We start from the raw sequence: 25010 nt of genomic DNA, 5'->3' as shown, positions 1-25010 counted from the left end.
CGGGATGCGCCTGCTGGCTGCTGTTGAAACAGGCACACCCTTCACACAGTGCCATTCAGGTTAAGCGCTCACTCCGAGTTCAGATGCGCTTCATAGCACGCGTGGATCAATGAAGTTTCCACACATAGTCTGCCACTTTGGCCAAGGCTTTCTGCCTTTGCTCTATCTGTTTGATGCCCCAGGCAGCATGTTTGGGCAGCTTCCGCGTCAGTTTGATTTTTGAACCTTTATAGAGATCGATCTTTTCCTTGAACACACGGTTGGACGCTGAAATATTAAGCTTTCCACCCAGCAGCGTCAGGTTACCCCACCGATTGACATAGAGTTCGTGCTGCTCAAGGTCATCGCCTAATTCATCGCGCCATTCGCTCGACAAGGTCTGCGGCATAATGTGCTCAATATGAACCCGCTGCGTGTTTTGTAACGTCTTTTCTTCGGGCTCCAGGTAGTTTTCCAGCCCTCGGAAAATGTAATTGACGATGTAATGGCGCCCCATCGTTTGATGCTGAAAGGCAATCCGAAACTCTTCGCTGGTTGGGGAAGCCGCCTGAAGCGTTTGGATCGCATCGTTCAAGCCCTCCTCACCTCGGGTAGCAAGGGCTTTCGCCGCATTGTGGTACACCCGCTCCAACTCTTTCGAGTCCTTGCTGCAGATTGTGCTGTATCGGAATGTAAGCACCTCGCACAGCCTAGCGAAATCCCTGAGCTGATCGGCCTTCAGTACCGGTGATGCAGCCAAAAGTGCTGAATAACACATGGTTGCCCGCAGGGTATTCAGGTTCTGATAGACCTCCCGCACACCGGCGTTGGAAACAAGCTCCGGTTTCACAAACTGGCCGTAGAACCGAGACATCTGCTTGAGGTCTTTGATCAGCTTTTTAATACCATGCGATGTCAGCTCTTTCTTGAAGAGTGTGAACACATCGTCTTTCTGTACTTTGGCATAGCTGGTGAGTAGGTAGTGACGCAGGAAGCGAGTGATGTCACCACCCTCAAGGTTATTGATGATGGTATCCCAGTCCTCGGCCAGTGTTTCTACCGACTCATTGACCTTGGCCGCTGCCGCCAACAGATGGTTTTTCAGCAGATCGCCCGCTGATAGTGCCAACCCTCGGTCATTAAGGGTCTCAAAAATGATGAACGCATTGGCAATATCCGGTACGTCAATCACGACAAATTGCAGGCCGGTCATGATTTTATGCTCAAGACACTCAAGCTCCTGCACCGGATTATGAGCTAGCTCCAGGTGCTTCGTAAGATAACCCGCTAGACGCTCACGATTGTCTATCAAGTTGCGGTTACGATTGAGTTCATGGCTATCCAGCTCAGCAACAGATGCCCAGTTGCGACGAGATGGACTGTCTGGAGCATGCAAAACAAAGTCAGTAAAGACACGCAGATTTGAGTTGCCTGACCGGAACTTAAACCGCATATCAGGCGCAGCATAAGAGTTCTCCAAGAACATCTGCACACGGCCTACCAACTCAGGCTTCAAAGCCTGGTACTGATCGCGAATAAGCGCCAGCAGCAGCACAATGCTGGTCAGTCGTTGCTGTCCGTCAATCACTTCCGGCCGTTGTTCATCTGGCGAACATAGCACTACTGAACCCATGAAGTGGCTTGAATCTAATGTATCGGTAATATCGTGCCAGAGTTCATCGATCTGTTCCGACTCCCACGCATAAGGACGCTGATAAGGCGGGATAGTCAGTTGACGGTCGGGGACGCCAAGCAATTTCTTAAGATTAGTTTGATCAACTTTGATATTCATCTGACTTCCTTAAACGTTGTCTGTATCGATGTTGTCGTACTCTTCATCCACCTGTGCAGCCTGCCAGTCACCATAGGTTTGGCCTGTCGCTGCTACCTTCCACTCTGCACGACCATTTGCTCTTCGTCCTGCAATTACTGCAGCAGCAGCACTTGGCGCGGAAAACCCGTAGTCCTGTGAAAATACTCTGAGTCCTGATGAATCTAGTTGTAGCACTCCGTCTTCACACAACTGCTCATGCAGGTTTCTGTAACCATGTGCATCACCCGTCCATTTCGCCTTGGCATGAGACCCAGCCAGAACAACAAATTCCCCGTCCATTTCTTGAGCCTTGGAATAAAGGTTGTACTTTGGCAGTCTCAACTCAAACACAGGTGAGGCATCTGGCTTACCAGCTGAAGGCACCTCTGATTTGGCCTTAGTCGCAGGCTCGCGAAGGAAGTCAAACCCCAACACCGGCAGGATGGTGCGGATTTGCTCGATGAAGAACGCCATATCAGCCTGATCGGCTTCCGGCAGGTTGATATATTCGTGGGCGGTGCCGTTTTTCAGGCCGCAGCGGCCGGAAGCAGTGGCCAGTGCGATCAGCTGGCTTTCCAGATACTTCACATGGGCCTTGGTCAGGTTCTGGTCCTTGCTGGTGATCAAGCAGACCCGTTCCCAGAAGTCCTTGCCGCCTTTCTCTTCTGGCTGGTTGTGCTGCTTGAGTCGCTTAGCGACATCATCGGACTCGCCAATATAGACCAGCGGCCGGGCGGTGTTGTCCGGGTCAGGCCCGACCAGGAAGTAGATGCCGGTGCGACTACACTCCGGGCGCTTGACCAGCTCCGACAGGCGGGTACGCGGGCCGGTCAACGCATGACCAGTCCAGTTCATGATCTCGGCGGTCAGTAACCCGTTGGGGCTGCCATCGACCAAAAATAGGCGAATGCTGCGTCCTTGCGTCATGGTGATTCCTATACTCGGTATTCGGCGGATTGCTCAGGCCATAGGCAGATCGGGTTCGGCGGCTTGAGTACTGGTGCTTGGCTGCCAGTTGCGCACATCAATCTTGCCGGTGACGGCAGCGGAAATCAGGGCGGTGCGGCGCTCTTGAATTAACTTGATTGCTAATTCAGCTCTTTCAATAAGGTGTGTCAATCGGTCTTGGCTTTTTCTGATATAAGAAACTATCTGTGACTGCTCTCTCAACGGCGGGATAGTTATAAGCCACGACTTTATGTGGCCCTGTGACACTTTAGCCATTGTCATGCTAGATCCCCTAGCATCAACTTCAATTTGCATCCTGCCATAGTTCGAAAGTAGCCAGAAGCAGACGTAACTATTTTCGACCATGTTGGTAGTAATCAATCGATAAACCAGATCACACATCATGGTTGGGTTGCGAGGCTCCTGCTCAACAATGCATGAGTCCGCAACAAGAGATGGAGTATTGGCTCTTGTGACCAACAGATCACCAAGTTTTACCTTAAAGCGCGGCTCATAGTCAGCGAAGGAGTCCAAGGTTTTGGACTCGACTTCTATGAAGCGGCCTTTCTTTACAGAGCTAATTTTCAGTACACCATACTCCCCTGTCTCAGGGGAGCGGTTTTGTGCAACGGGGCTAGCACCTTGCTCTATTTTTGCCAGAACTCTTTGTATAGGAAGTACCTGCCAGTGCTCTGGCACCTGCCCCAGCCACTCGACGCCAGAGTCTTTCATCGGCACATTGGGATCAAGGCCCTTGGTGACGGCATGGGAGATCACCGCCTGCCGCTTCTCCTTCAGCAATTCGATCAGCCGCTGCTGCTTTTCGATCAACCGGTCGATACGGGCGGTTTCGTGGTCGAGGAAGGCGGCGATGGTGCGTTGTTCTATATGGGTAGGTAAAACAAGAAAGACATTTTTCAGAATTTCTTGAGTGATGCTAAATACCTTCACTCCTTTGACAGCAAGCCTAATCTGGTTTCTGCTTTCGGGAGTGTCGAAGGCATACGCCAGATATCGGGGGTAGTGCTGTCCTTTGGGCCTCAGGATGACAGTATGGTAACCAGCAAAAAGCTGTCCTTCGCCGACAAACTGAGTGAAGTTTCCGGCACCATCAATGTCTTCTGAAGTATCAGCGAAAACAAAGTCTCCTGGGGACAACAAAGAGCGGGAGGAGTCGCTGAGATAATTACTGCTGACGCACTTCAAGACATGCCGGTTTGGATCAACCTCAAACGCGTACTTAGAGTGCACCTCACCATAGCTCACACATGCAACACCGGTATCTTCAAGATTTGCTTTTGTGATGTTGAGCCCACGGCCAAAAGTAAAAAGATAGTTAACTCTCTGAGTTGACCAATGAATTGGGATCGCGTTGAAGCTACTGATTCCCGAGTCAGCGTACTCTGGATACGCCTGATACTTCCCCTCCATCAGCTATGTACCTCCGCCAAAAGTTCCATGATCTCCCGGCTGACCTTGTCCAGGTCAGCGTCGATCTCTCCCAGTGAGCGTGGTGGCTGGTATTGGTAGAAATAGCGGTTGAACGGGATCTCGTAGCCGACGATGCCCACCTGGCCATCCTTCTCATCGCATTTGCTCTCGTCGATCCAGGCTTCCGGCACATGGGGTAGCACTTCGCGGGTAAAATAGTCGTGGATATCTTCGCCCAGCGGCACGTTTTCGTTATCGCGCAGGTCCGGGTTGGGCTCTGGCTGACCTTTGGTCTTGCAGACTTCCGCTTCGTCGCCCTGTTCGCCGATATGCCTGCACAGCAGTTTGAATACGGGCGCGGGTAGTTTGGTATCGCCCAGCAGGGTGGTGAGCTGTTTCTTGAATGTAGTGCGGGAGAGCAGCCTGTCCTCTGCAAACTGGCTCAACGCATCCAGGATAGCGCTTTGCAGGCCCCCATCCAGCTTGGCCCACGCTTTGTCGGCCTGCAAGGCGACGATGCGCTCTTCATCGTGGGGGTAGAAGGCCAGTTTCAGCGGGCGCTCTACAGTGATGCGGCGGTAGCCGAAATCGGTGGTGTCGAACACCTTGGCGACGCCAGAAGCTTCCAGCTCAGCGCTGTCGTAACGACTATACAGGCCGACGATCTTTTCCAGCGCATCTTCACTGAGCTGCTTGCGCTTGGAGCCCAGCGACTTGCGCATGGGTATGTGCAGGTCGCTGGCGTTGATCAGCAGCACTTTGCCCTTGCGCTCAACAGGTTTGTGGTTGGACAACACCCAGATATAGGTGGCAATGCCAGTGTTGTAGAACATATCCGTGGGTAGCGCGACGATGGTATCGAGCAAGTCCTGTTCCAGGATGTAGCGACGAATCTCGCTCTCACCACTGCCAGCCCCACCGGTAAACAGCGGCGAGCCGTTGAGGATAATGCCGATACGGCCACCGGGACTGGTCTCGGTCTTAGGTGCCATCTTGCTGATCAAATGCAACAGGAACAGTAGCGAGCCATCGGAGACACGTGGCAACCCTGGCCCAAAGCGGCCGTTGTAGCCCTGCAGTTTGTTCTCGTCCTTGATCACCTTCTCCACCTTCTTCCAGTCCACGCCGAACGGTGGGTTGGAGAGGCAATAGTCGAAGGTTTCACCGCGCAGTTGGTCGTTGGAGAGGGTGTTGCCCAGCTTGATGTTGTCGATTTCCTGCCCCTTGATCAGCATGTCCGCCTTGCAGATGGCGTAGGACTCAGGGTTCAGTTCCTGACCGAAGGTCTTGAGGCTGGCGCGTTCATTCAGCTCCAGCAGATACTCCATGCCGCTAGAGAGGAAGCCGCCCGTTCCCGCCGTCGGGTCATAGATGGTCTTGATGATGCCCGGCTTGGTCAGCGCATCGTCATCAGCGGTGAACACCAGTGAGGTGGTCAAGCGCACGATGTCACGCGGGGTGAAGTGCTCACCGGCGGTCTCGTTGGAGCTTTCCGCAAAGCGACGGATCAGGTCCTCGAATACCAGCCCCATCTCGTAGTTGCTCACCGCTTCCGGTGACAAGTCGAAGTGCTCGAACTCCTGCACCACACGGTAAAGCAGGTCGGCTTCATCCAGTTTGCCCAGACTGCTTTCGAAGTTGAAGTGTTCGAAGATCTCCCGCGCCTCCTTGGAGAAAGCACGCACGTAGCTGTCCAGGTTGTCGAAGATGTGAGTCTCGCCCAAGTGGGCCAAGTCCAGCTGGGACGTGTTGTAGAACGCCTGACCAGAGGCGTTGAGCAATACCTTGTGCCGTGCTTCATCCGGCATCGCCTTGCTGCTTTCTGCCAGCGCCAGCACCTTGTCCTTGGAGGGTGCCAGCACGCACTCCAGACGACGTAGAACGGTGAATGGCAAGATGATGCGGCCATACTGGGATTGCTTGAAGTCGCCGCGCAACAGATCGGCCACTGACCAGATCAGTCCAGCCAGAGAGGAGATATTCGAATTCATGGAAAGCGGTTTCTCAGACAACATACATACATCCTTGTTGATGATGAGACCGGACAGCCTTGGCCCGATAGTTTCAACTGTAGCAGGATGCCATCATAACAGACGCAGCCAACGCTTCACGTCAGCCTGGAATGATGCATTTGAAATAATAAGAGAAAAGCAGTCGAATCTGCTGACTTATTGCTGACTTTTAAAAGCACAAACAAAAACAGCCACCCGGCTTAACCCGTAAGTGGCTGTTTCTGCTGTAGAATTTGGTAGGACTAACTGGATTCGAACCAGCGACCCCCACCATGTCAAGGTGGTGCTCTAACCAACTGAGCTATAGTCCTTCGATGTGCTGCGTATTATATAGATGAACTTTCGGCGTGCAAGCCTTTTTTCAAATTTTCTCGTTCTTTTTCATAAGGATGCAACAACTGAGCAGTGACTGATCAATCCCGCTCAAGAAACGACCAGGTATTACTCCTTTTATGACAGCTGGACCAGATTGTGCTCAATCGCATACCGTGTCAGGCCCGCTGCAGTGTGAATATCAAGCTTGGCTTTGATGTTCTGACGATGGGTTTCCACGGTACGTACCGAAATACCCAGCACCCGTGCAATCTCCTTGTTGTTATGTCCTTCAGCCAACAGCTTGAGCACAGTCTGTTCGCGCTGTGTCAGTTGGGTATCCTGACGCCCCTCGGCCTTACCTGGCTGGTCGAAACTGCTGAACAGGGTCTGGGACGCACTTGCGCTGAAGTAGGTGCCACCGTGGTAAACCGTCTCTACTGCCTTCACCATTTCAGCCGCGGAAACGTCCTTAAGGATGTAGCCTTTGGCACCCGCCTGGATCAGCTGGACCATGTATTCCCGGTTGTCATGCATGCTGAGAATCAGTACACGGATATTCGGCGATTCCTGACTGAGAATGCGTGTTGCCTCCAGCCCGTTCATCACTGGCATGGAGATATCCATCAGCACTACGTCCGGTTGCAATTGCTGGCTGAGCGTAATCGCCTCCTGACCGTTGCCACCGCGACCAACCACATCAATATCACCTTCGTCTTCCAGGCGCGCCTGAATGCCATCGATAACGAGGGGGTGATCATCCACCAGTAATACGCGTATCCGTTGTGTCATTCATTCATGCCTTTTTGCTGCAGTGACAAACCTACCAACAGGGTAGCACCCTGCCCCGGCTTCGACAGCAGGCGGAACTCGCCGCCCAGCAACTCGACCCGCTCTCGCATGTTGCGCAAGCCAATGCCTTCAAACCGCTCCAGCACTTCGGTATCGAAGCCACAACCATTATCCTGCAGGCGCAGCCAGAGCATACCCGATTGGCCCCAGAGGCTCAGTTTCAACAGGCTGGCATCCGCATGGCGCTCGACGTTGGTCAGCCCTTCCTGAACCAGGCGGTAGATGGTGATTTCCACATCTTCCGGCAGCACCGCAACCGGCAGGCGGATATCCACCTTAAGACGGATTCCGGTGCGCTCTTCGAAGCGACTGAGCAACCCTTGCAAGGCCGCTTGCAACCCCAGATCATCCAGCAAGGTCGGACGCAGGTCGTGCGAGATACGACGCACTTCCTGAATCGCTTCATTCAGCACTTCGTAACCTTTATCCAGATCCTCCAGGCCACTGTCGTCCCCGTTCTTCAACTTGCGTTTGGCCAGCTCAATCCGATACAGCACCGACACCATCAGCTGATTAATGCCATCATGCAGTTCACGTGAAAAACGCCGGCGATCGGCGACGTTAGCCAGCACCGAACGGTGTGCCAGCAGACGCAGCCTACTGTCGGCCATTCGATTTTCATGCAGATTGATCGCAATACCCACCAATACGACCAGCACCACGGCGACCGACATGATTACCAGCACGGTGAAAAAGGTGTTGCGGATATTGCGCGTTACCTGGCCCCGAATCTTGGTCACTTCGCGGCTGATATCATCCAGGTAAAGCCCCGTACCCAGCATCCAGTTCCACTTGGGCAGCAGCACGACATAGCTGAGTTTGTCGATCTGCTCCTGCCTGGATGGCTTGCGCCACAAATAACGATGATAGCCCCCTCCCTGCTTCGCCTGTTCCAGCAGGTTTCGGATCACATAATCGCCACGACTATCTTGCAGATCATACAGGTAGCGCCCGACCAGTTCGGGTTCGGTGGGGTGAACCAGGTTGGTCCCATCCAGCGTGTAGACGAAAAAATAGCCGTCCTTCTCCTGACCGAAAGTCATGTCGGTGAGTATTTTCTTCACCTCAGCCTGTGCCTGCTCATCATCAGCACCGGCGTTATTGACGATATGTGCAATAGAAGTCAACGCTATGCTGACATAGTTTTCCAGCTCACGCCTTTTCGACGCCAGCAGGTGCTCTTCGAACAGCTGGATCTCGTCCTCCGATAACTGGCGCGCTTGGTTTAGACCGATCCAGGTTACCGCCGAGGTCACCAGCATCATCGGAATGAGGGAGAGGAGCAGAATTTTGAACTTGAGCGGCATATTGCTGCACCCGCTTCAGCAAAAGCAAGAAAGCCCCATGCGAACACATGGGGCTATATGAGTTTAAACCAGTCCGTAGAGTTCTGGGAACAGCAGAATCGAGATGACGATCAGGACCTGCAGCAGGATGAAGGGAATGACACCCTTATAGATATCCAGCGTACGTACCTGAGGCGGCGCCACGCCTTTCAGGTAGAACAGACTGAAGCCAAATGGCGGGGTCAGGAAGCTTGTCTGCAGGTTCATCGCAATCAGGATGGCGAACCACACCGGCGCAATACCGAGCACATCAGCCGCCGGCAGCAGGATCGGCACGATGATGAAGCTGATCTCGACAAAGTCGATAAAGAAGCCCAGGATCATGATTGCCAGCATCGACAGCAGCAGGAAACCCATAGCCCCACCCGGCAGGTTGGACAGGTAATGCTCCACCACTTCTTCGCCACCGGTGTAGCTGAACGCCATGGAGAACGCCGTGGCACCCAGCAGGATAGCAAACACCATCGCCGTCACCTTCACCGTTTCGGTCGCGGCATCAAACACCATTTTCCAGCTGAACTGGCGGTAGATCAGCGCCAGGAAAAGCGCTCCCACACCACCCAGTGCAGACGATTCAGTCGGTGTTGCGATACCGGCAAAGATGGAGCCCAATACCACCAGAATCAACGCCAGCGGCGGAATGATCGCCTTCAGCGCCTTGAACACCTGCTGTTTGCGCGTACCGTCATTCGGGTCCATCGGCAACGCCGGCGCAGCTTCAGGCTTCAGGTAGGTGTAGATCAGGATATAGATCACATAGGCGCCAATCAGGATGGCGCCCGGCAGAATCGCTGCCTGGAACAGGTCACCAACCGGAATGCCCATGACATCACCCAGAATGATCAGGATGATTGAAGGCGGAATGATCTGACCCAGGGTGCCGGATGCGCAGATGGTGCCGCAGGCCAGCTTCTTGTCGTAGTTGTATTTGAGCATCACCGGCAGCGAGATCAGCCCCATCGCCACCACGGAAGCGCCTACTACACCGGTCGAAGCCGCCAGCAACGCACCCACCAGCACGGTGGAAATGGCCAGACCGCCACGCACACCACCAAAAAGCTTGCCCATGGACTCGAGCAACTGCTCGGCCAGGCGGGTTTTCTGCAGCACGATACCCATGAATACGAACAGCGGCACCGCCATCAGCACCGTGTTTTCCATGATGCTCTGGATGCGGAATGGCATGAACGCGAACATGTCTGGACCTTCAGCATAAACGCCAAACCAGAGCGCCACCCCGCCGAAGATAAAGGCCACCGGGAAGCCGATCAACAGCATCACCAGGGCCACGAAAAACATTGTAATACCGATCATCGTGAAGTCCTTCCTCAGTGCTGGGTCGGGATATAGTCATCGCTCTTGTGATGACCGTTCAGGGTATTGATCGCCCGCAGCAACAACCCCACACCACTGATGAAGGTGCAGAAGAAGGCAAAGGGAATCACAGCCTTGATCACCCAGCGATAGGGCAGACCACCCGGGTCACCCGACCCCTCGCCAAGCTCGAACGACTCGCGCGCAAAGTCTACGCCATACCAGGCCACCAGCAGGCAGAACGGAAACAGCAGCGTCAGGGCGCCGAAGAGATCGATCCAGGCTTTCTTTTTCAGGCTCAGACCTTCATAGATAAGGTCGACGCGCACATGACCGCCGGCTCTCAGCGTGAAGGGCACACCGAGCATGAACATGGCAGCAAACAGGTGCCATTCCATCTCCTGCATGGCGATGGAAACATCGTTGAACAGGTAGCGCGTGATAACGTCGTAGAAGACGTTGAACAGCATCAACACGAATAGCACAGCAGAGATCTTGCCCAGCCAGTCTGAGAAAGCGTTGATCGTCTGCTCAAGGCGTAACAGAAACATGTGGAGTCCTCGCGGATAGGGACTGCAGACAAATCGTCTGGCGGTTGAACGGGGCCCGCCTAGCCGGGCCCCGGAACAGGCTTACTCGAAGCTGTTCAGGTAAGCGCGGTCAGCAATGTCGGTCCACTGACGCACAACCCCCATGTACTCGGCCTGGGAATCAAGGATTTCCTTGGCCAGCTCATCGTTGGCAGCATGCTCAGCCAGCAGATCGTCGTTAGCCTTGCGCAGCGCCGCCAGAACTTCCGGCGGGAAGGACTTGACCTGTACGTTCGGGAACTCGGCCTTCATGGTGGCCCAGTTCTGACCAGACTCATGATGGGACTTGACCGTCATGTCATAGGCTGCCACACGCATGGCCGATTTCAGGATTTCCTGCAGGTCGCCCGGCAGCTTGTCGAAGGTGCGCTTGTTAACCAGGAACTGCAGCTCTGTACCCGGCTCATGCCAGCCGGTGTAGTAGTAAGGTGCGATCTTGTGGAAACCCATGCGCAGGTCCATGGACGGACCCACCCACTCGAGGGCATCGATGGTGCGACGCTCCAGCGAGGTATACAGCTCACCCGGCGGGATGTTGGTCGGGTTGGCGCCCAGCTTGGCCAGTACTTCACCGGCAAAGCCTGGAATACGCATTTTCAGACCCTGCAGATCCTCAACCGTGTTGATCTCTTTCTGGAACCACCCCCCCATCTGTACGCCGGTGTTGCCGCCCGGGAAAGACATGAGGTTGAATGGCTCATATACCTTCTGCATCAGCTCCATACCACCACCGTAGTAGAACCAGCCGTACTGCTCGGTTGCAGTCATGCCGAAGGGCATAGTAGTGAAGTACAGGGTATTGGGAACTTTGCCCTTCCAGTAATAGGAAGCCGAATGGCCCATGTCATACTGGCCGGCACGCACCATGTCGAACACGCCAAACGCGGACTTGTGCTTGTTGGCTGTGTCGATGCGGATTTCCAGGCGGCCATTGGACATCTTGTTGGCCAGGTCGGCCATGCGGCGGGCAGGCTCACTGAATACGCCGAAGTTGGTCGGCCAGGTTTCAGCCAGCTTCAATTTGTAGACTTTCTCGGCCGCTTGAGCCGGGCTGATCAATACAGCTGCGCAGGCTGCAGCCGCCATGATTTTACGAGCAAAGGTCAGTTTAAACATTGTTTTTATCTATCCTCTGTTGTCGTTCTGACCGGCACATCGGACATGTCACCGGTAGTGGACAGTATCGACACGACAGAGTAATAAAAACATTCGAAATACCCCGCAAACGCCTGCAGAGACTACGCAGACGATGCAGGCAATAACCGCAATTCTCTCAGCAATATTACGTAGAAGCCAGCACCTCGCCGGACACTTCATTGTCATAGGCGTAGCAGGCCGGGATGAACAACTCGACACGCACCCCTTCATCGGAGCTGATGCTCAACTCCGCATGCATGTGCTCGGCACGCTCACGTATCCCCAGCAGACCGAAGCCCCCCGTTCGGCTCGCGGAAGCCCCTCCTAACCCCTCGCCATCGTCTTCGATGATCATGCGCAAACCGCTGTTTTCATCCGTCAGCTTGACCAGCACATAGGTCCCACCAGCATGCTTGATCACGTTGGAAAGTGCCTCTTGGGCAATACGGTAGAGATTCGACATCAACTCCTTCTGCAGTGGTCGGGACTGGTCAATATCAAACTCGACCGCATAATCCAGCTGCTCCAGTATCTTGACCGCTGGCAGCGACATCAGACTGACCCCCAGACCGAAATCATTCAGTTCAAAGGGCCGCAGCATGCGAATACGGTTGTAGACGGTATCGTAGATGGTGTTAACCAGCTCAATCGCCTGTTCAAGATTATCCGGCGAAGGATCTCCCTTCTGCAGCTCTTCGCGATGCAACTGCAGATTCATCTTCACCGCCACCAGCAGTTGTGCCATATCATCATGAAGCTCATTGGACAGACGCAGACGCTCCCGCTCCTGCGCCTGAATCAGGTGTTGCAGGATCTGACGTTTCTCTGCGTTATTCTGTGACAGCTGAAGATTAAGCCCTTCCAGCTCATCCTCCCGCGCTTTCAAACAATTGACGATACTGACAACCTCTTCGCCGATCTGGTTGAACTCGCGAATGCAGATCTGCGGCCAGCGTGTATTGCGGTTACGGTTCGCCAGGCGGGTAAAGGTGATCAACTGCTGCAACTGACGATCGACCGCAGCTGACAGCAACAGGGCCATACCCAACGAAACCACCAGCGCCAGCAGACAGCCGTAGGCCAGCGTTTCGATCAGCACTTCACGCAACTGGACCTGGGCCAGATCCGTGGAAATCAGACCAATGCGGATTTCGCCTCCCAAAGGCGTTGCCTGCTGCGAGAAGGCGATCCTTCCCCCCTGCAGCAGCTCCACGTCCTCACTAACTCTGTCCAGCTTCGCCAGCGCCTTCTCGCCACTGAACAGCCCAAGCATCTGCAGGCCATCGGCCGGCATCAGCAACTGGTTGAGCAGGTATCGGTTGCCTTTCAAGCGAAGACCAACCATTAACTGGCCAACGATCTTGCCGCTGCTCTTCAAATCCAGTGGCTCGGAGTATACGGCCAGCCACTCACCATCAATCTGCACCTGGCGCCAGCCATAAGTAGTGAAATGGGCTCTGTTCTGCACCAGTTTTTCACAGGGTAAAATACTCAGTTCCGGGACATAGCTACGTGACAGGGAACAGCTCTGATCCTCGAACATAGCTGCCGCCACAAAATCATAATGGATATTCTCATAGCCCTCCTCCCAGTGCGTAAGGCTTGTGTTGAAACTCAACTGGTCACCGGCATACAGAGCCTCGACACGCTCAGCACTGGCCGAGATGGCGTGCGCTTCCTCTTCCACCAGCTGGAAATATTCATTCAGACGCTGCAGATAGCGCGCGGCAAGCGCACTGTTATAGCCTTCCGCCTGGCGTTCGATCACCGCTCTGGACTCGAAGAAAGCACTGCCCACAAAGACCGCCAGAAAGACCAGTGAAGACGCCAGTGTCAGCAAAAAGGTCAGGACCTTGAATCTTGGTTTACTGAGCACTTTCGCCTCCAGAATAACGGTGCGCGTGTGCCTCGTAGCGGCGAATCTCGTCCTCCGACATCTGGTCATCCAGCACGACAAAGCGGCCTGAATATACTCGGGGCACCGGCTGGCCCAGGAGTTCACGCCGGATCGCTTCCGCAATGGCCATGCCGGCTTCATCACTCAGTCGCATCAACACGATCGGCAAATGGCCTGCGCGTAACTGCTCAATCTCTTCCGGTCCGCCGCCCCAGCCGTTGACCATTACGTCGTTGCGCTGCAGCTGCTGCAGCGCATCCAGGGTCCCCAGCGCCACATCCGTCGAGCACGCGTAGATATAGTCCAGTTCAGGGTGCTCTCGCAGCATGCGTAATGCAGCACTACGCCCCCCTTCACGACTGGAGTCGGAATAGTAGCTGCTGCGCAGCTGGTGCTCAGCGGGCAGCGCCTGAATGAAGCCTGAGCCTCGCATCTGACTGACCAGCCCTTTACTGCGAAACAGCACGCCGTAATTTGCATCAGGGAAGCGCCTCGCGAAGTGGTATGCCAGCAGGCGCGCGCCTTCGGTGTGGTCAAAGCCAACGTACATAAGCGGCTGGCGTTTTTCCCAGGCTTTTAACGGCGTAGTAATGTTCTGCAGAATCAGGCGGGTGTCGGTATTCTGAATCAGCCGCTCAACGAGCTGTTTCTGACGGGGCGAGTCCAGCGTATAGATGAGGTAATCCGGCTGCCAGTTGAGCAGTTCACGAATCTGGCGAATCTGTTCACCCAGCTGGGTATTGGGGCTGGTGTAGCGTGTTTCCAGCTGGTATTCGATCCCCAGGTCGGCCAAACGGCCGGTCAACGCCTTTTCACTGTCCGACCAGTAACTGGACGCCTGCAGGCCGGGATAGACCTGAGCAATGCGCACCGGACGCTGCTGAATGCCGGCCGGCAGCAGCACTGGCTCTTCCCGCACCGCTTGCCCCAGCTCTGCCAGCCATGGAAGTTGCTCCGGGTAGCGATCATAGTACTGATCAAGCGTCCAGTAATCGCCTGCTCCGGCCGCCTGTACCGGGATGCCGGCTACAGCCACCAGAAGCAGGACAAACAGCCATAATTGGCCCAATAGCGTCCATCCGAATGGACGTACTCCCTGTATTGCTCTTTGCATCCTTAAATACCGGTTCCCTGTTCGTTTCTATCCATTAAGCACGAGCAAAAAAGATCGCTGTCATGACCAGGCCCACGAGGACCACGAACGCCTTGACCCACTTTGCGGGCAAACGCCGTGACAGCGCGGCTCCCTGATAACCACCCAGAGTAGCCGCCAGCATCATCACCACCGCTTCCGGCCATAGCACTTTACCTGCAATAGCAAAGGCCAGCACTGAGATCAGCGAAATGACAAACGAAATCCAGTTTTTCAGGCCGTTCATCAGCAGCATATTGCTCATGCCCGCTGCGGCAAACATCGCCAGCAACATGATTCCCAGCCCACCATTAAAATAGCCGCCATAGACGGCAACGGCAAACAGACCAGGCAACAGTGGCAACGGATTTTCACTTGTGCGAATCCGCGCCAACAACTGCTGACCAAAGGCAAACATCAGCGTCGCCAACAGCAAGAGCGCCGGCACCACCTGCGAAAACAGTTCGGCCGGCGTCACCAGCAGTAACAGCCCCCCGCAGAGACCACCTGCCAGCCCAACCAGCGACATTTGCAGATGCTGCCGTCGACTCAACTCACGCAATTCACGACGAAAGCCTGCCGCCCCTCCCAGATAGCCGGGCAACACGGCCACAGCACTGGTGGCATTGGCCGTAATCGGCGGCACACCGGCCCACACCAGCGCAGGAAAGGTCAGGAAAGACCCTCCGCCGGCGATGGCATTCAGTACACCGGCAAGATACCCGGCCACCACCAGCACACTCCACTCCAGCATCAACAACTCCTTGATCCTTGTTCGTCAGTGACCGAGCTCAGCCACTGTGCTTGAGCCGCTCAAGCTCATCCCGATAGGCCGCCGCCTTTTCGAACTCCAGGTTCTTGGCCGCTTCATACATTTTATCTTCCAGCCGGCTCATCGCCTTGACCAGTTCGGCTGGCGAAAGCGCCGCGGCATCGACACTATACTCCGCTGTTGGCTCGGCCACCTTGCGTGCGGCACCCCGTCCCTTACGGCCCGGTACCTGCTGAGCGCCTTCCATGATGTCCGCTACTGACTTGCGAATGCCACGCGGTGTGATGCCATGTTCCGCATTGAACGCCATCTGTTTTTCCCGGCGGCGTTGGGTCTCATCCAGTGCACGCTGCATGGAGCCGGTAATGCGGTCGGCATAGAGAATAGCCCGGCCGTTGACGTTACGCGCCGCACGCCCAATGGTCTGGATCATCGACGTATCCGAGCGCAGAAAGCCCTCCTTGTCGGCATCCAGGATCGCCACCAGCGCCACTTCCGGCATGTCGATCCCTTCACGCAGCAGGTTGATCCCCACCAGCACGTCGAACTCGCCGATACGAAGGTCGCGTATGATCTCCACTCGCTCCACGGTGTCGATATCGGAGTGCAGGTAACGCACCCGCACATTGTGTTCAGCCAGATACTCGGTCAGATCCTCGGCCATGCGTTTGGTCAACACCGTCACGACCACACGCTCCTTGCGTGCCGCCACCCGGTTGATCTCTTCCAGCAGGTCGTCCACCTGCGTACTGGCCGGGCGAATTTCGACGACGGGGTCGACCAGGCCGGTCGGCCGCACCACCTGCTCGACGATCTGCTGAGCATGCTCACCTTCATACTTGCCCGGTGTCGCCGACACGAAGATCATCTGCGGTGAGATGCGCTCCCACTCCTCGAATTTCATCGGCCGGTTATCCAGTGCCGAGGGCAGCCGGAAACCGTATTCGACCAAGGTTTCCTTGCGCGAACGGTCTCCCTTGTACATGGCCCCGATCTGCGGCACGGTCACGTGAGACTCATCGATCACCAGCAGCGCATTGTCGGGCAGGTAATCGAACAGCGTCGGTGGTGCGGAGCCAGGATCACGTCCGGACAGATAGCGTGAGTAGTTCTCGATGCCCGAGCAATAGCCCAGTTCCAGAATCATCTCGATATCATACAGGGTGCGTTGTTCCAGCCGCTGCGCCTCAACCAGTTTATTGTTATCCCGGAGCTGTTTCAGGCGTTCGCGCAGCTCCTCCTTGATATGTTCGGTGGCTTCCAGCAGGGTCTCGCGCGGAGTTACATAGTGGGTTTTCGGATAAATGGTGGCGCGCGGCACCTTGCGCAGCACTTCGCCGGTGAGCGGGTCGAACCAGGCAATCTGGTCAACTTCATCACCAAACAGCTCGATGCGGATCGCCTCTTTTTCCGATTCCGCCGGGAACACATCGATGACGTCGCCGCGCACCCGGTAGGTGCCGCGGTGGAATTCGATATCGTTACGGGTGTACTGCAATTCAGCCAGACGACGCAACAGGTCGCGCTGGTCGATCATATCGCCCCGGTCCAGATGCAGCATCATCGACAGGTAGGACTGAGGGTCACCGAGGCCATAGATCGCCGACACGGTGGCCACGATGATGGCGTCATCCCTTTCCAGCAGTGCCTTGGTGGCGGAGAGACGCATCTGCTCGATATGGTCGTTGATCGAGGCATCCTTCTCGATAAAAGTGTCCGAGGCCGGCACATAGGCTTCCGGCTGGTAGTAGTCGTAGTAGGACACGAAGTACTCCACCGCATTATCGGGGAAGAACTCGCGAAACTCGCCGTACAACTGGGCCGCCAGCGTCTTGTTGTGCGCCATGATGATGGTAGGGCGCTGCACGGCCGCCACTACGTTAGCGATGGTGAAGGTCTTGCCCGAGCCGGTCACACCGAGCAGCGTCTGTGCCGCAAGGCCAGATTCCAAACCGTCCACCAGTGTTTCGATCGCCACCGGCTGATCCCCGGCCGGGGCAAATGCCGACTGTACCCTGAACCTCTGCTTCATCACTCCACCACTGTCATCGAGAACCGCGCATTATACCCCGTCACCGGCTCAGCAATAAATTGTTCCACCCTTGCACCTGACGTTTGGCATAGGCTTTTTTTAACATAGAGGCATTCAGACCCGATCATTTATGCTGTATGCTCATCCGGCTATATGCATTGATGGATACCTTGCACCGATTTATAGAGAGGACCGAGGCTTGGACGTGCAACTTTCCAACCGCGTGAACAGCATTAAACCTTCCCCCACCCTGGCAGTGACCAACCGTGCTGCCGAGCTGCGTGCCGAAGGCAATGACATTATCGGCCTGGGTGCCGGCGAACCTGATTTCGACACCCCCGAGCACATCAAGGCCGCGGCCACTAAAGCCATTCAGGACGGTTTCACCAAATACACCGCTGTAGATGGCACACCGGCGCTGAAAAAGGCGATTATCGCCAAGTTCGAGCGTGAGAACGGCTTCAAGTATGAAGCCAACCAGATTCTGGTCTCCAGTGGCGGCAAACAGAGCTTCTTCAACCTGTCTCTGGCCCTGCTCAATCCGGGCGACGAAGTGGTCATTCCGGCTCCGTACTGGGTGTCCTATCCGGACATGGTTCTGGTCGCCGAAGGCAAGCCGGTGATTATCACCACCACCCAGGAACAGCGCTTCAAAATCACTCCGGAACAGCTGGACGCCGCCATTACTGACAAGACCCGTCTTGTCGTTTTGAACAGCCCGTCCAACCCGTCTGGTGTCGCTTACACCCTGGAAGAGCTGAAAGCCCTGGGTGAAGTTCTGAAGCAGTACCCGAATGTACTGGTCGCTACCGACGACATGTACGAGCACATCCTGTTCACCGAGCAGCCGTTCTGCAATATCCTGAACGCCTGCCCGGAACTGTATGAGCGTACTATTGTGCTGAACGGCGTTTCCAAGGCCTACTCCATGACTGGCTGGCGTATCGGATACGCGGCTGGCCCGGCCAAGCTGATCGGTGCGATGAAGAAGATCCAGTCCCAGAGTACTTCCAACCCGAACTCCATCGCTCAGGTTGCCGCCCAGGCTGCACTGGACGGTCCTCAGGACTGCGTCGAGATGATGGTCAGCGCGTTCAAGCAACGTCATGACTTTGTCGTCGCTGCACTGAACGAGATTGAAGGCGTGGACTGCATTGAAGCGGATGGCACCTTCTACGCCTTCCCGAGCTTCCAGACCGTGATCGATGCACGCCCGGACTTCGAGGATGATATCGCCCTGGCCGAATTCCTGCTGCAGGAAGCCGGCGTTGCACTGGTCCCAGGCTCTGCCTTTGGTGCCCCCGGCAACATGCGTCTCTCCTTTGCCACCAGCCTCAACGTGCTGGAATCGGCAATCAGTCGCATCAAGGCGGCACTCGAGAAGTAACCCCTACGCCCCGGCCCGACCGGGGCGTTTTCTTTCCGCCACAGACACTCCATCAATGAAAACCCGCGCCCTGACCCAACTGCTTGCCACCACCTCCGCACCCGCTTTGCTACTCAAGGAAAGCAGTGTCCAGTGGAGCAATGAAGCCTTTAACGAACTGCCCAAATCCGACCGCCACCAGGTAGAGCACTGGGGGCGTGAGAGTTCAGATGAGCTTCTGGTGTGTGCAGGCACCCTGTTTGAGCGCCTGATCGCCGGCGACCACACCCTGGTAATCGCCAGCGGCCACCGAGCCGTGGCACAACAGCGCCAGCTGATGCAGGCACTCATACCACAGCTGCAAAGTGGCGCCAGCCCCTTCTTCGCCCTGCCGCAGATCCTGAGTCAGCTGCTGGGGTGGCAGTCGGCCGCCGCCTGTACCACACTTAATACGCACCAGCTCACCCTGGTCGGGCACTGGCATGACCGCCAACAGCAGCCACCACAAACACTTGACCTGAACACCAGCCTGGCCGCTTCACTCTACACCGACCATGCCGGTGCCACTCAGGTACAGGAATGGAGCCAGCCCACCCGGGATCCTCTGCTACCGGAGCGGGGCATCTGGCTGGGCCAGCGTGTTGAAGATGCCGATGGCAACATGATCGGCCACCTTGCCGTCTGGGACACCGAACCCCAAAGCAGCCTTGCCGACAGCATCCACCTGCTTCAGCTGTGTGCCGACCTGGTTGGCGCCTGGCTGCCCCCAAAACCTGCCGATGACGACAACAAAACTTTTGCTGCCGACTCGCTGACCCACCTGCCACAGCGGGATGCACTGGATGCTGCACTTGAGCACATCGAGCAAAATCATCCCGAGCATGACTACCTGCTCGCCCTGATTGATATCGATGGCCTCTCCCGCATCAATGCCGAACTCGGCCAGCAGGAAGGTGATCGCGTACTCTGCACCTTTGCTGACAAGCTGCGCCACGTCTGCCGCCCTGATGACAGGGTTTTCCGCTTTGGCGGCGATGAGTTTGTGATGCTGATGCCGGCAGGCAAACAACCGCCCCCGCTGCTGAAGCGCCTGGGGCAGATCAATCGCAGCATGGCTGAACAGTTGGGCCACCCGTTCCAGGCCAGCGCCGGCACCGCTCTGATGACTGAAGTCAATGGCAGCAGTGACGAACTGATGCTGCTCGCCGACAGTCGTTTGCAGCAGTCCAAGAAACAGGGCGCTGCCTGAAAACTGCTTAATATAATATTGAACCGATCATTCCAATGGGGCAGAATACCTCCTTTCTGGAATGAACGGTTCAATTTAATGAGCAGAGGCAGACCTCCCACGCACAGCCGCGAATCTCTGCTGGAGATTGGCAACTCCCTGTTCCAGTTACATGGCTATCACGGCACCAGCCTGAGCATGATTCTGGAAGCCTGCAGTGTCTCCCGCGGATCCTTCTACAATTATTTCGGCGGCAAAGAATCTTATGCCATCGAAGTGATCGAACATTACCAGGTCCTCGAAATGGACTGCTGGCAGGAAGAGTTCGACCAGCTCGAAGGCTCCCATGCTGACAAGATGAAGATCATGATGCATCGGCTGATAGAAGAGTTCAGCCTGACTAACGAGCGGATTGGCGGACTGCTGGCCAATTTGTCCGGCGAAATGGCCCTGGCGTCTGACAGCTTCCGAACCGCCATTCGAAATGCCATCAGTCGGGTAATCTGCGCCATCACCGATGACATTGTCATCTGCCAGCAGGAAGGCACTGTCAGAACCGACCTGCCGGCCAAAGAACTGGCCCAGCTGATCTGGGATTACTGGCAAGGCGCCGTCCTGCGCATGAAAACCGAAAACAGTCGCGAACCACTCTACCAGGCGGTAGAGATGCTCTGGCAGCACCTGCTGCCACCCAATAAAAATCAACTCTAAGCCCCCTAAGAGCCCAACATGAAAAAAGGAATTCTCGTTCTCTGCATTGCCAGCCTGCTCTCCAGCAGCCTGCCCATCAGGGCAGAGGAAGGCAAACCTGCGGGCCTGCCCGCTGAAGTCGTACGTGTGCAACCATCACTGCTGGAACAGTCACTGACAGCGGTCGGTGTCTTGCAGGCCAACGAATCGGTCATGATCCGCCCTGAACAAAGCGGTCGCATCAGCGAGATCCTGTTCAAGGAAGGTGAACAGATCAGCGCCGGCAGCCCCATGTTCAAACTGGACACAGCCCTTTACGATGCAGCCCTGGCACAGGCGCAGGCACGCGCCCGTCTCAGCCAACTGGAATATGAGCGCGCCGCCAGCCTGCTGGAAAAGCGGGTCGGCTCCCGTACCGAGCGCGATACCAAGCTGGCGCAGTTGCGCGTGGATGAAGCTGAAGTAGCACTGGCCCGAACACGACTGGAAAAAATGACCGTTCGCGCCCCCTTCTCTGGTACAACAGGGTTACGACTGGTCAGTCCGGGTGACTTTGTCAGCATCGGCCAGGACCTTGTCGAGCTGACCGACTCCTCCAGCCTGAAAGTTGAATTCAGCATCCCCGAGCGCCATCTGCAACAGTTGCGTAACGGGCAAACACTCAGCCTCAGTATCGACGCGCTCGGTGAGCAGGAATTCCAGGGTGAAATCTATGCCATATCGCCCAGTGCCGACCCCGGTAGCCACAACATCAGTGTGCGCGCCCGAGTACCCAACACGGAAGGCCTGATGCGCCCGGGCCTCTTCGCACGCATTACCATTGCAACAGCACGTGATGAACAGGCCCTGGTCGTACCCGAGCAGTCCCTGATTCTGCAAGGTAAGCAAACCCTGATCATGCAGGTCAATGACACCAACCAGGTTGAACTTGTCCCGGTCACCACCGGCAGCCGTCGCTATGGTGAGGTTCAGATTTTGTCAGGTCTCAAGCCTGGGGCCGTGGTCGTCACGGCCGGTCACATGAAGCTGCACCCCGGCATGCCAGTGACACCCGTATTCCCTCAACCGGTGGCCGCTGAGGGTAATGGCGCATGATCCTGTCCGACATCAGCATCAAGCGCCCGGTTCTGGCCAGCGTGATGAGCCTGCTCATCCTGCTGGTGGGTCTGATCGCCTATGACCGCCTCAGCGTGCGCGAATACCCCAAGATTGACGTGCCCGTTGTTTCCGTGGAAACGGTGTACCCGGGCGCCAGCGCCTCAATCATCGAATCACAGGTTACCAAGATCATCGAGGACTCTCTGTCCGGCATTGAAGGCATCGACTTTATCAGCTCGATCAGCCGATCGGAAAAAAGCCAGATCTCGGTGACCTTCCGCCTGGAGCAGGACCCGGATGACGCCGCCAACGAGGTGCGTGACCGCGTCGGCCGTGTTCGTGGCCAGTTGCCGGACGACATTGAAGAGCCGGTAGTCGCCAAGTCCGAGGCCGATGCCCAGCCAATCATCTGGATTGCACTTTCGTCCGACAGTCACAGCACCATGGAAGTCACCGACTATGCGGAAAACCGGGTCAAGGATCCGTTGCAGACCGTACCCGGCGTCGCCAGTGTGATGGTTGTAGGCGAACGCCGTTATGCCATGCGTATCTGGCTGGACCCGCAGAAGATGGCCGCTTACCAGGTGGTACCTCAGGATATAGAATCTGCCTTGAGCGCCCAGAACGTTGAAATCCCGGCCGGCCGCATCGAGAGCCGCGAGCGGGAATTCACCGTGCTGGCCCAGACCGACCTGAACACGGTGTCTGAGTTTGAGCGAATCATTATCCGCAATGACAAGGGCTATCCGGTGCGCATTCAGGATGTGGCCCGGGTTGAAATCGCCCCTGCCTCCGAGCGCAATATCGCTCGCTTCAACGGCGACAACGCCGTCGCCCTGGGCGTGATCAAACAGTCCACCGCCAACCCTCTGGATGTATCCAGCGGGGTACGTGAAATGCTGGCACAGATCGAGCAGAACCTGCCCCCCGGCATGCATGCCAAGGTCGGCTACGATTCTTCCCTGTTCATCGAAGAATCGATCGATTCAGTATTCACGACTCTGTGGCAGGCCGGCGTACTGGTGGTGTTGGTGATCTTCTTCTTCCTGCGCAACCTCAAGGCCACACTGATCCCGGTAGTGACCATCCCGCTGTCACTGATCGGCGCCTTCGCCATGATGCTGCTGATGGATTTTTCCATCAACACCCTGACCCTGCTGGCACTGGTACTGGCGATCGGACTGGTGGTCGATGATGCCATCGTCATGCTGGAAAACATTTATCGCCACGTGGAAGCCGGTCTGGACCCCATTCAGGCAGCCTTCAAGGGCGCACGCGAAATCGGCTTCGCCGTTATCGCCACTACGGCAACACTGGTAGCCGTGTTCGTCCCGGTCGCCTTCTCCACCGGGCGCACCGGCAAGCTATTCACCGAGTTTGCGCTGACACTGGCCGGGGCCGTGGTCGTTTCCACCTTCATCGCCCTGTCGTTGTCACCGATGCTGAGCTCGCGCCTGCTGCATCACGAAAAGCGCCATAGCGCCATTTTCAACCTGATCGAAGGCTGGCTCAACGGACTCAGCTCACTCTACCAGCGCCTGCTGAGCAAGGTGCTGCGCTCACGACTGCTGGCCGTTGTCCTGCTCGGCATCAGTGCTGGCGGTGCCGCCTATTTCTACCAGCAACTGCCACAGGAGCTGGCACCAACCGAAGACCGCGGCACCATCATGACCTTCTCCATCTCGCCGGAAGGATCGTCCGTTGACTACGTCGACCGCTATGCACGCCAGGTTGAAGGGATCGTCGGCCAGGTCCCTGAAGGAGTGCACTTCTTCGGTGTCGTCGGCTTCCCCAGCGAAACCAACTCACTCACCTTCCTGCGCCTTGAGGACTGGGAGCAGCGCGAACGCAAGCAACAGGCCATCACCGACGACCTGACGCCGCAACTCTATGGCGGTGTGATCGGCAACATGAGCTTCGCCATGAACCCACCGTCTCTGGGTCAAAGCATCATTTCCCGGCCGGTGGAATTCATCATCAAAACTACGGCGGACTATGAGCAACTGGCCGTCATCACTGACAAGATGCTGGCTAAAATGACCGAGAATCCGGGACTGGCGCAGCCTGATACCGATCTCAAGCTCAACAAGCCGGAACTGCTGGTTACCCTGAACCGCGACAAGGTCTCCGATGTCGGCATCGACGTGAATACCATTGGTCGTACGCTGGAAACCTTCATGGCGGGTCGCGAACTGACGCGATACAAGCAGCAGGGCGAGCAATACGATGTCATCCTGCAGATCGAGGACCGCTATCGCCAGGTACCGGGAGATCTCACCAGCGCTTACGTTCGCGGCGACAACGGCGACATGATCCAGCTGGCCAACCTGGTGTCTGTTGAAGAAAGTATTACTGCGAAAGAGCTGAATCACTTCGACAAACTAAAGGCAGTCAAGATCCAGGCCATGCTGGCACCGGGCTACAGCCTGGGCGAGGCACTCACATTCATGGAACAAAGCCTCAAGGAGGTCGCCCCGGATGCGCTCTTCGACTACGCCGGCCAGTCCCGCGAGTTTAAGGAGTCCAGCAACACCCTGCAGATGACCTTCGGCCTGGCGCTGATTTTTATCTTCCTGGTGCTTGCCGCCCAGTTCGAGAGCTTCAAGAACCCACTGATCATCATGCTGTCAGTCCCCCCCGCCCTGGCGGGTGCCCTCATAGCCCTGCATTTCAGCGGAGGCTCACTGAGCATCTACAGCCAGATCGGTCTGATTACACTGGTCGGGCTGGTAACCAAACACGGCATTCTCATTATCGAGTTTGCCAACCAGCTACAGGACCGTGGCACCGCACTGAGCGACGCCATTGTTGAAGCAGCCGCCCTTCGTTTGCGCCCAATCTTGATGACCACAGGCGCAACCGTGCTGGGCGCTCTGCCGCTCGCAATGGCATTCGGTGCCGGCGCCGAGTCACGCCAGCAAATCGGCTGGGTCATTGTCGGCGGCATGCTGCTCGGCACTCTTTTGACCCTTTTTGTGATCCCAACAGTCTACAGTTACTTAGGGAAACGTAACTTCCGTCAGGTCGAGCCTGATCCTGCACATCGATAGAGGAAGCACGC

Annotated in this window: 18 protein-coding genes and 1 tRNA gene; 5 read left to right on the top strand and 14 right to left on the bottom strand. The window is 56.1% G+C overall.

The annotated features are described in order from the left end of the window. Window positions 1-106: 106 nt before the first annotated feature. The 14 genes from ABD013_RS02780 to uvrB all read right to left on the bottom strand — a co-directional run bounded on the left by ABD013_RS02780 (window position 107) and on the right by uvrB (window position 17567). On the bottom strand, window positions 107-1771 hold the full coding sequence (locus tag ABD013_RS02780; protein WP_343801955.1) for a DUF262 domain-containing protein: 1665 nt from the start codon (window positions 1769-1771) through the stop codon (window positions 107-109). A gap of 9 nt (window positions 1772-1780) precedes the next feature. Further along, entirely contained in the window at window positions 1781-2719 is a 939-nt protein-coding gene (locus tag ABD013_RS02775) for a GIY-YIG nuclease family protein (RefSeq protein ID WP_343801952.1), read from the bottom strand. 33 nt (window positions 2720-2752) lie between these two features. Then, complete coding sequence (locus ABD013_RS02770) at window positions 2753-4171, bottom strand: restriction endonuclease subunit S (protein ID WP_343801949.1); 1419 nt, start codon at window positions 4169-4171, stop codon at window positions 2753-2755. After that, on the bottom strand, window positions 4171-6186 hold the full coding sequence (locus tag ABD013_RS02765; RefSeq protein WP_343801946.1) for a type I restriction-modification system subunit M: 2016 nt from the start codon (window positions 6184-6186) through the stop codon (window positions 4171-4173). Before ABD013_RS02765 ends, ABD013_RS02770 begins: the two co-directional genes overlap by 1 nt. Before the next feature lie 231 nt (window positions 6187-6417). Next, a tRNA-Val gene (locus ABD013_RS02760) sits at window positions 6418-6494 on the bottom strand. A 139-nt stretch (window positions 6495-6633) separates the two neighbouring features. Next, window positions 6634-7287: a response regulator transcription factor gene (locus ABD013_RS02755; protein ID WP_343801943.1), complete on the bottom strand. Its 654-nt coding sequence runs from the start codon at window positions 7285-7287 to the stop codon at window positions 6634-6636. Beyond that, the gene (locus tag ABD013_RS02750; RefSeq protein ID WP_343801940.1) at window positions 7284-8654 is read right to left on the bottom strand and encodes a cache domain-containing protein; all 1371 of its coding nucleotides are present in this window, start codon (window positions 8652-8654) and stop codon (window positions 7284-7286) included. The genes ABD013_RS02755 and ABD013_RS02750 overlap by 4 nt, the downstream gene beginning before the upstream one ends. A gap of 63 nt (window positions 8655-8717) precedes the next feature. After that, complete coding sequence (locus ABD013_RS02745; protein ID WP_343801937.1) at window positions 8718-10007, bottom strand: TRAP transporter large permease; 1290 nt, start codon at window positions 10005-10007, stop codon at window positions 8718-8720. Between the two features lie 14 nt (window positions 10008-10021). Beyond that, window positions 10022-10558: a TRAP transporter small permease subunit gene (locus tag ABD013_RS02740; protein WP_343801934.1), complete on the bottom strand. Its 537-nt coding sequence runs from the start codon at window positions 10556-10558 to the stop codon at window positions 10022-10024. A gap of 81 nt (window positions 10559-10639) precedes the next feature. Next, window positions 10640-11713, bottom strand: coding sequence for a TRAP transporter substrate-binding protein (locus tag ABD013_RS02735; RefSeq protein WP_343801930.1), 1074 nt, complete (start codon window positions 11711-11713; stop codon window positions 10640-10642). Between the two features lie 166 nt (window positions 11714-11879). After that, the gene (locus ABD013_RS02730; protein ID WP_343801927.1) at window positions 11880-13610 is read right to left on the bottom strand and encodes a sensor histidine kinase; all 1731 of its coding nucleotides are present in this window, start codon (window positions 13608-13610) and stop codon (window positions 11880-11882) included. Next, complete coding sequence (locus ABD013_RS02725) at window positions 13600-14745, bottom strand: substrate-binding domain-containing protein (protein ID WP_343801924.1); 1146 nt, start codon at window positions 14743-14745, stop codon at window positions 13600-13602. The genes ABD013_RS02730 and ABD013_RS02725 overlap by 11 nt, the downstream gene beginning before the upstream one ends. Window positions 14746-14779: 34 nt before the next feature. After that, window positions 14780-15517, bottom strand: a complete 738-nt coding sequence (locus ABD013_RS02720; protein WP_343801921.1) for a sulfite exporter TauE/SafE family protein — start codon at window positions 15515-15517, stop codon at window positions 14780-14782. 37 nt (window positions 15518-15554) lie between these two features. Further along, complete coding sequence (gene uvrB, locus ABD013_RS02715; protein WP_343801918.1) at window positions 15555-17567, bottom strand: excinuclease ABC subunit UvrB; 2013 nt, start codon at window positions 17565-17567, stop codon at window positions 15555-15557. Window positions 17568-17766: 199 nt separating this feature from the next. Between uvrB and ABD013_RS02710 the strand changes: the two genes are divergently transcribed. From ABD013_RS02710 to ABD013_RS02690, 5 genes are all read left to right on the top strand, one after another. Next, complete coding sequence (locus ABD013_RS02710) at window positions 17767-18954, top strand: pyridoxal phosphate-dependent aminotransferase (protein ID WP_343801915.1); 1188 nt, start codon at window positions 17767-17769, stop codon at window positions 18952-18954. A 55-nt stretch (window positions 18955-19009) separates the two neighbouring features. After that, complete coding sequence (locus ABD013_RS02705) at window positions 19010-20182, top strand: GGDEF domain-containing protein (RefSeq protein ID WP_343801912.1); 1173 nt, start codon at window positions 19010-19012, stop codon at window positions 20180-20182. A gap of 78 nt (window positions 20183-20260) precedes the next feature. Continuing rightward, window positions 20261-20872 (top strand): TetR/AcrR family transcriptional regulator, encoded by a 612-nt coding sequence (locus ABD013_RS02700; protein WP_343801909.1) that lies wholly within the window; start codon window positions 20261-20263, stop codon window positions 20870-20872. 18 nt (window positions 20873-20890) lie between these two features. Continuing rightward, window positions 20891-21946: an efflux RND transporter periplasmic adaptor subunit gene (locus tag ABD013_RS02695; RefSeq protein WP_343801906.1), complete on the top strand. Its 1056-nt coding sequence runs from the start codon at window positions 20891-20893 to the stop codon at window positions 21944-21946. Next, the gene (locus ABD013_RS02690; protein WP_343801903.1) at window positions 21943-24999 is read left to right on the top strand and encodes an efflux RND transporter permease subunit; all 3057 of its coding nucleotides are present in this window, start codon (window positions 21943-21945) and stop codon (window positions 24997-24999) included. Before ABD013_RS02695 ends, ABD013_RS02690 begins: the two co-directional genes overlap by 4 nt. The last annotated feature ends 11 nt before the right edge of the window (window positions 25000-25010 follow it).

The sequence above is a fragment of the Marinobacterium maritimum genome (assembly GCF_039523155.1).
In the GTDB taxonomy this organism is placed as follows: Bacteria; Pseudomonadota; Gammaproteobacteria; order Pseudomonadales; family Balneatricaceae; genus Marinobacterium; species Marinobacterium maritimum.
Note: the sequence above shows the minus strand (reverse complement) of the source record. Positions and strands in the feature narration are given on the sequence as shown.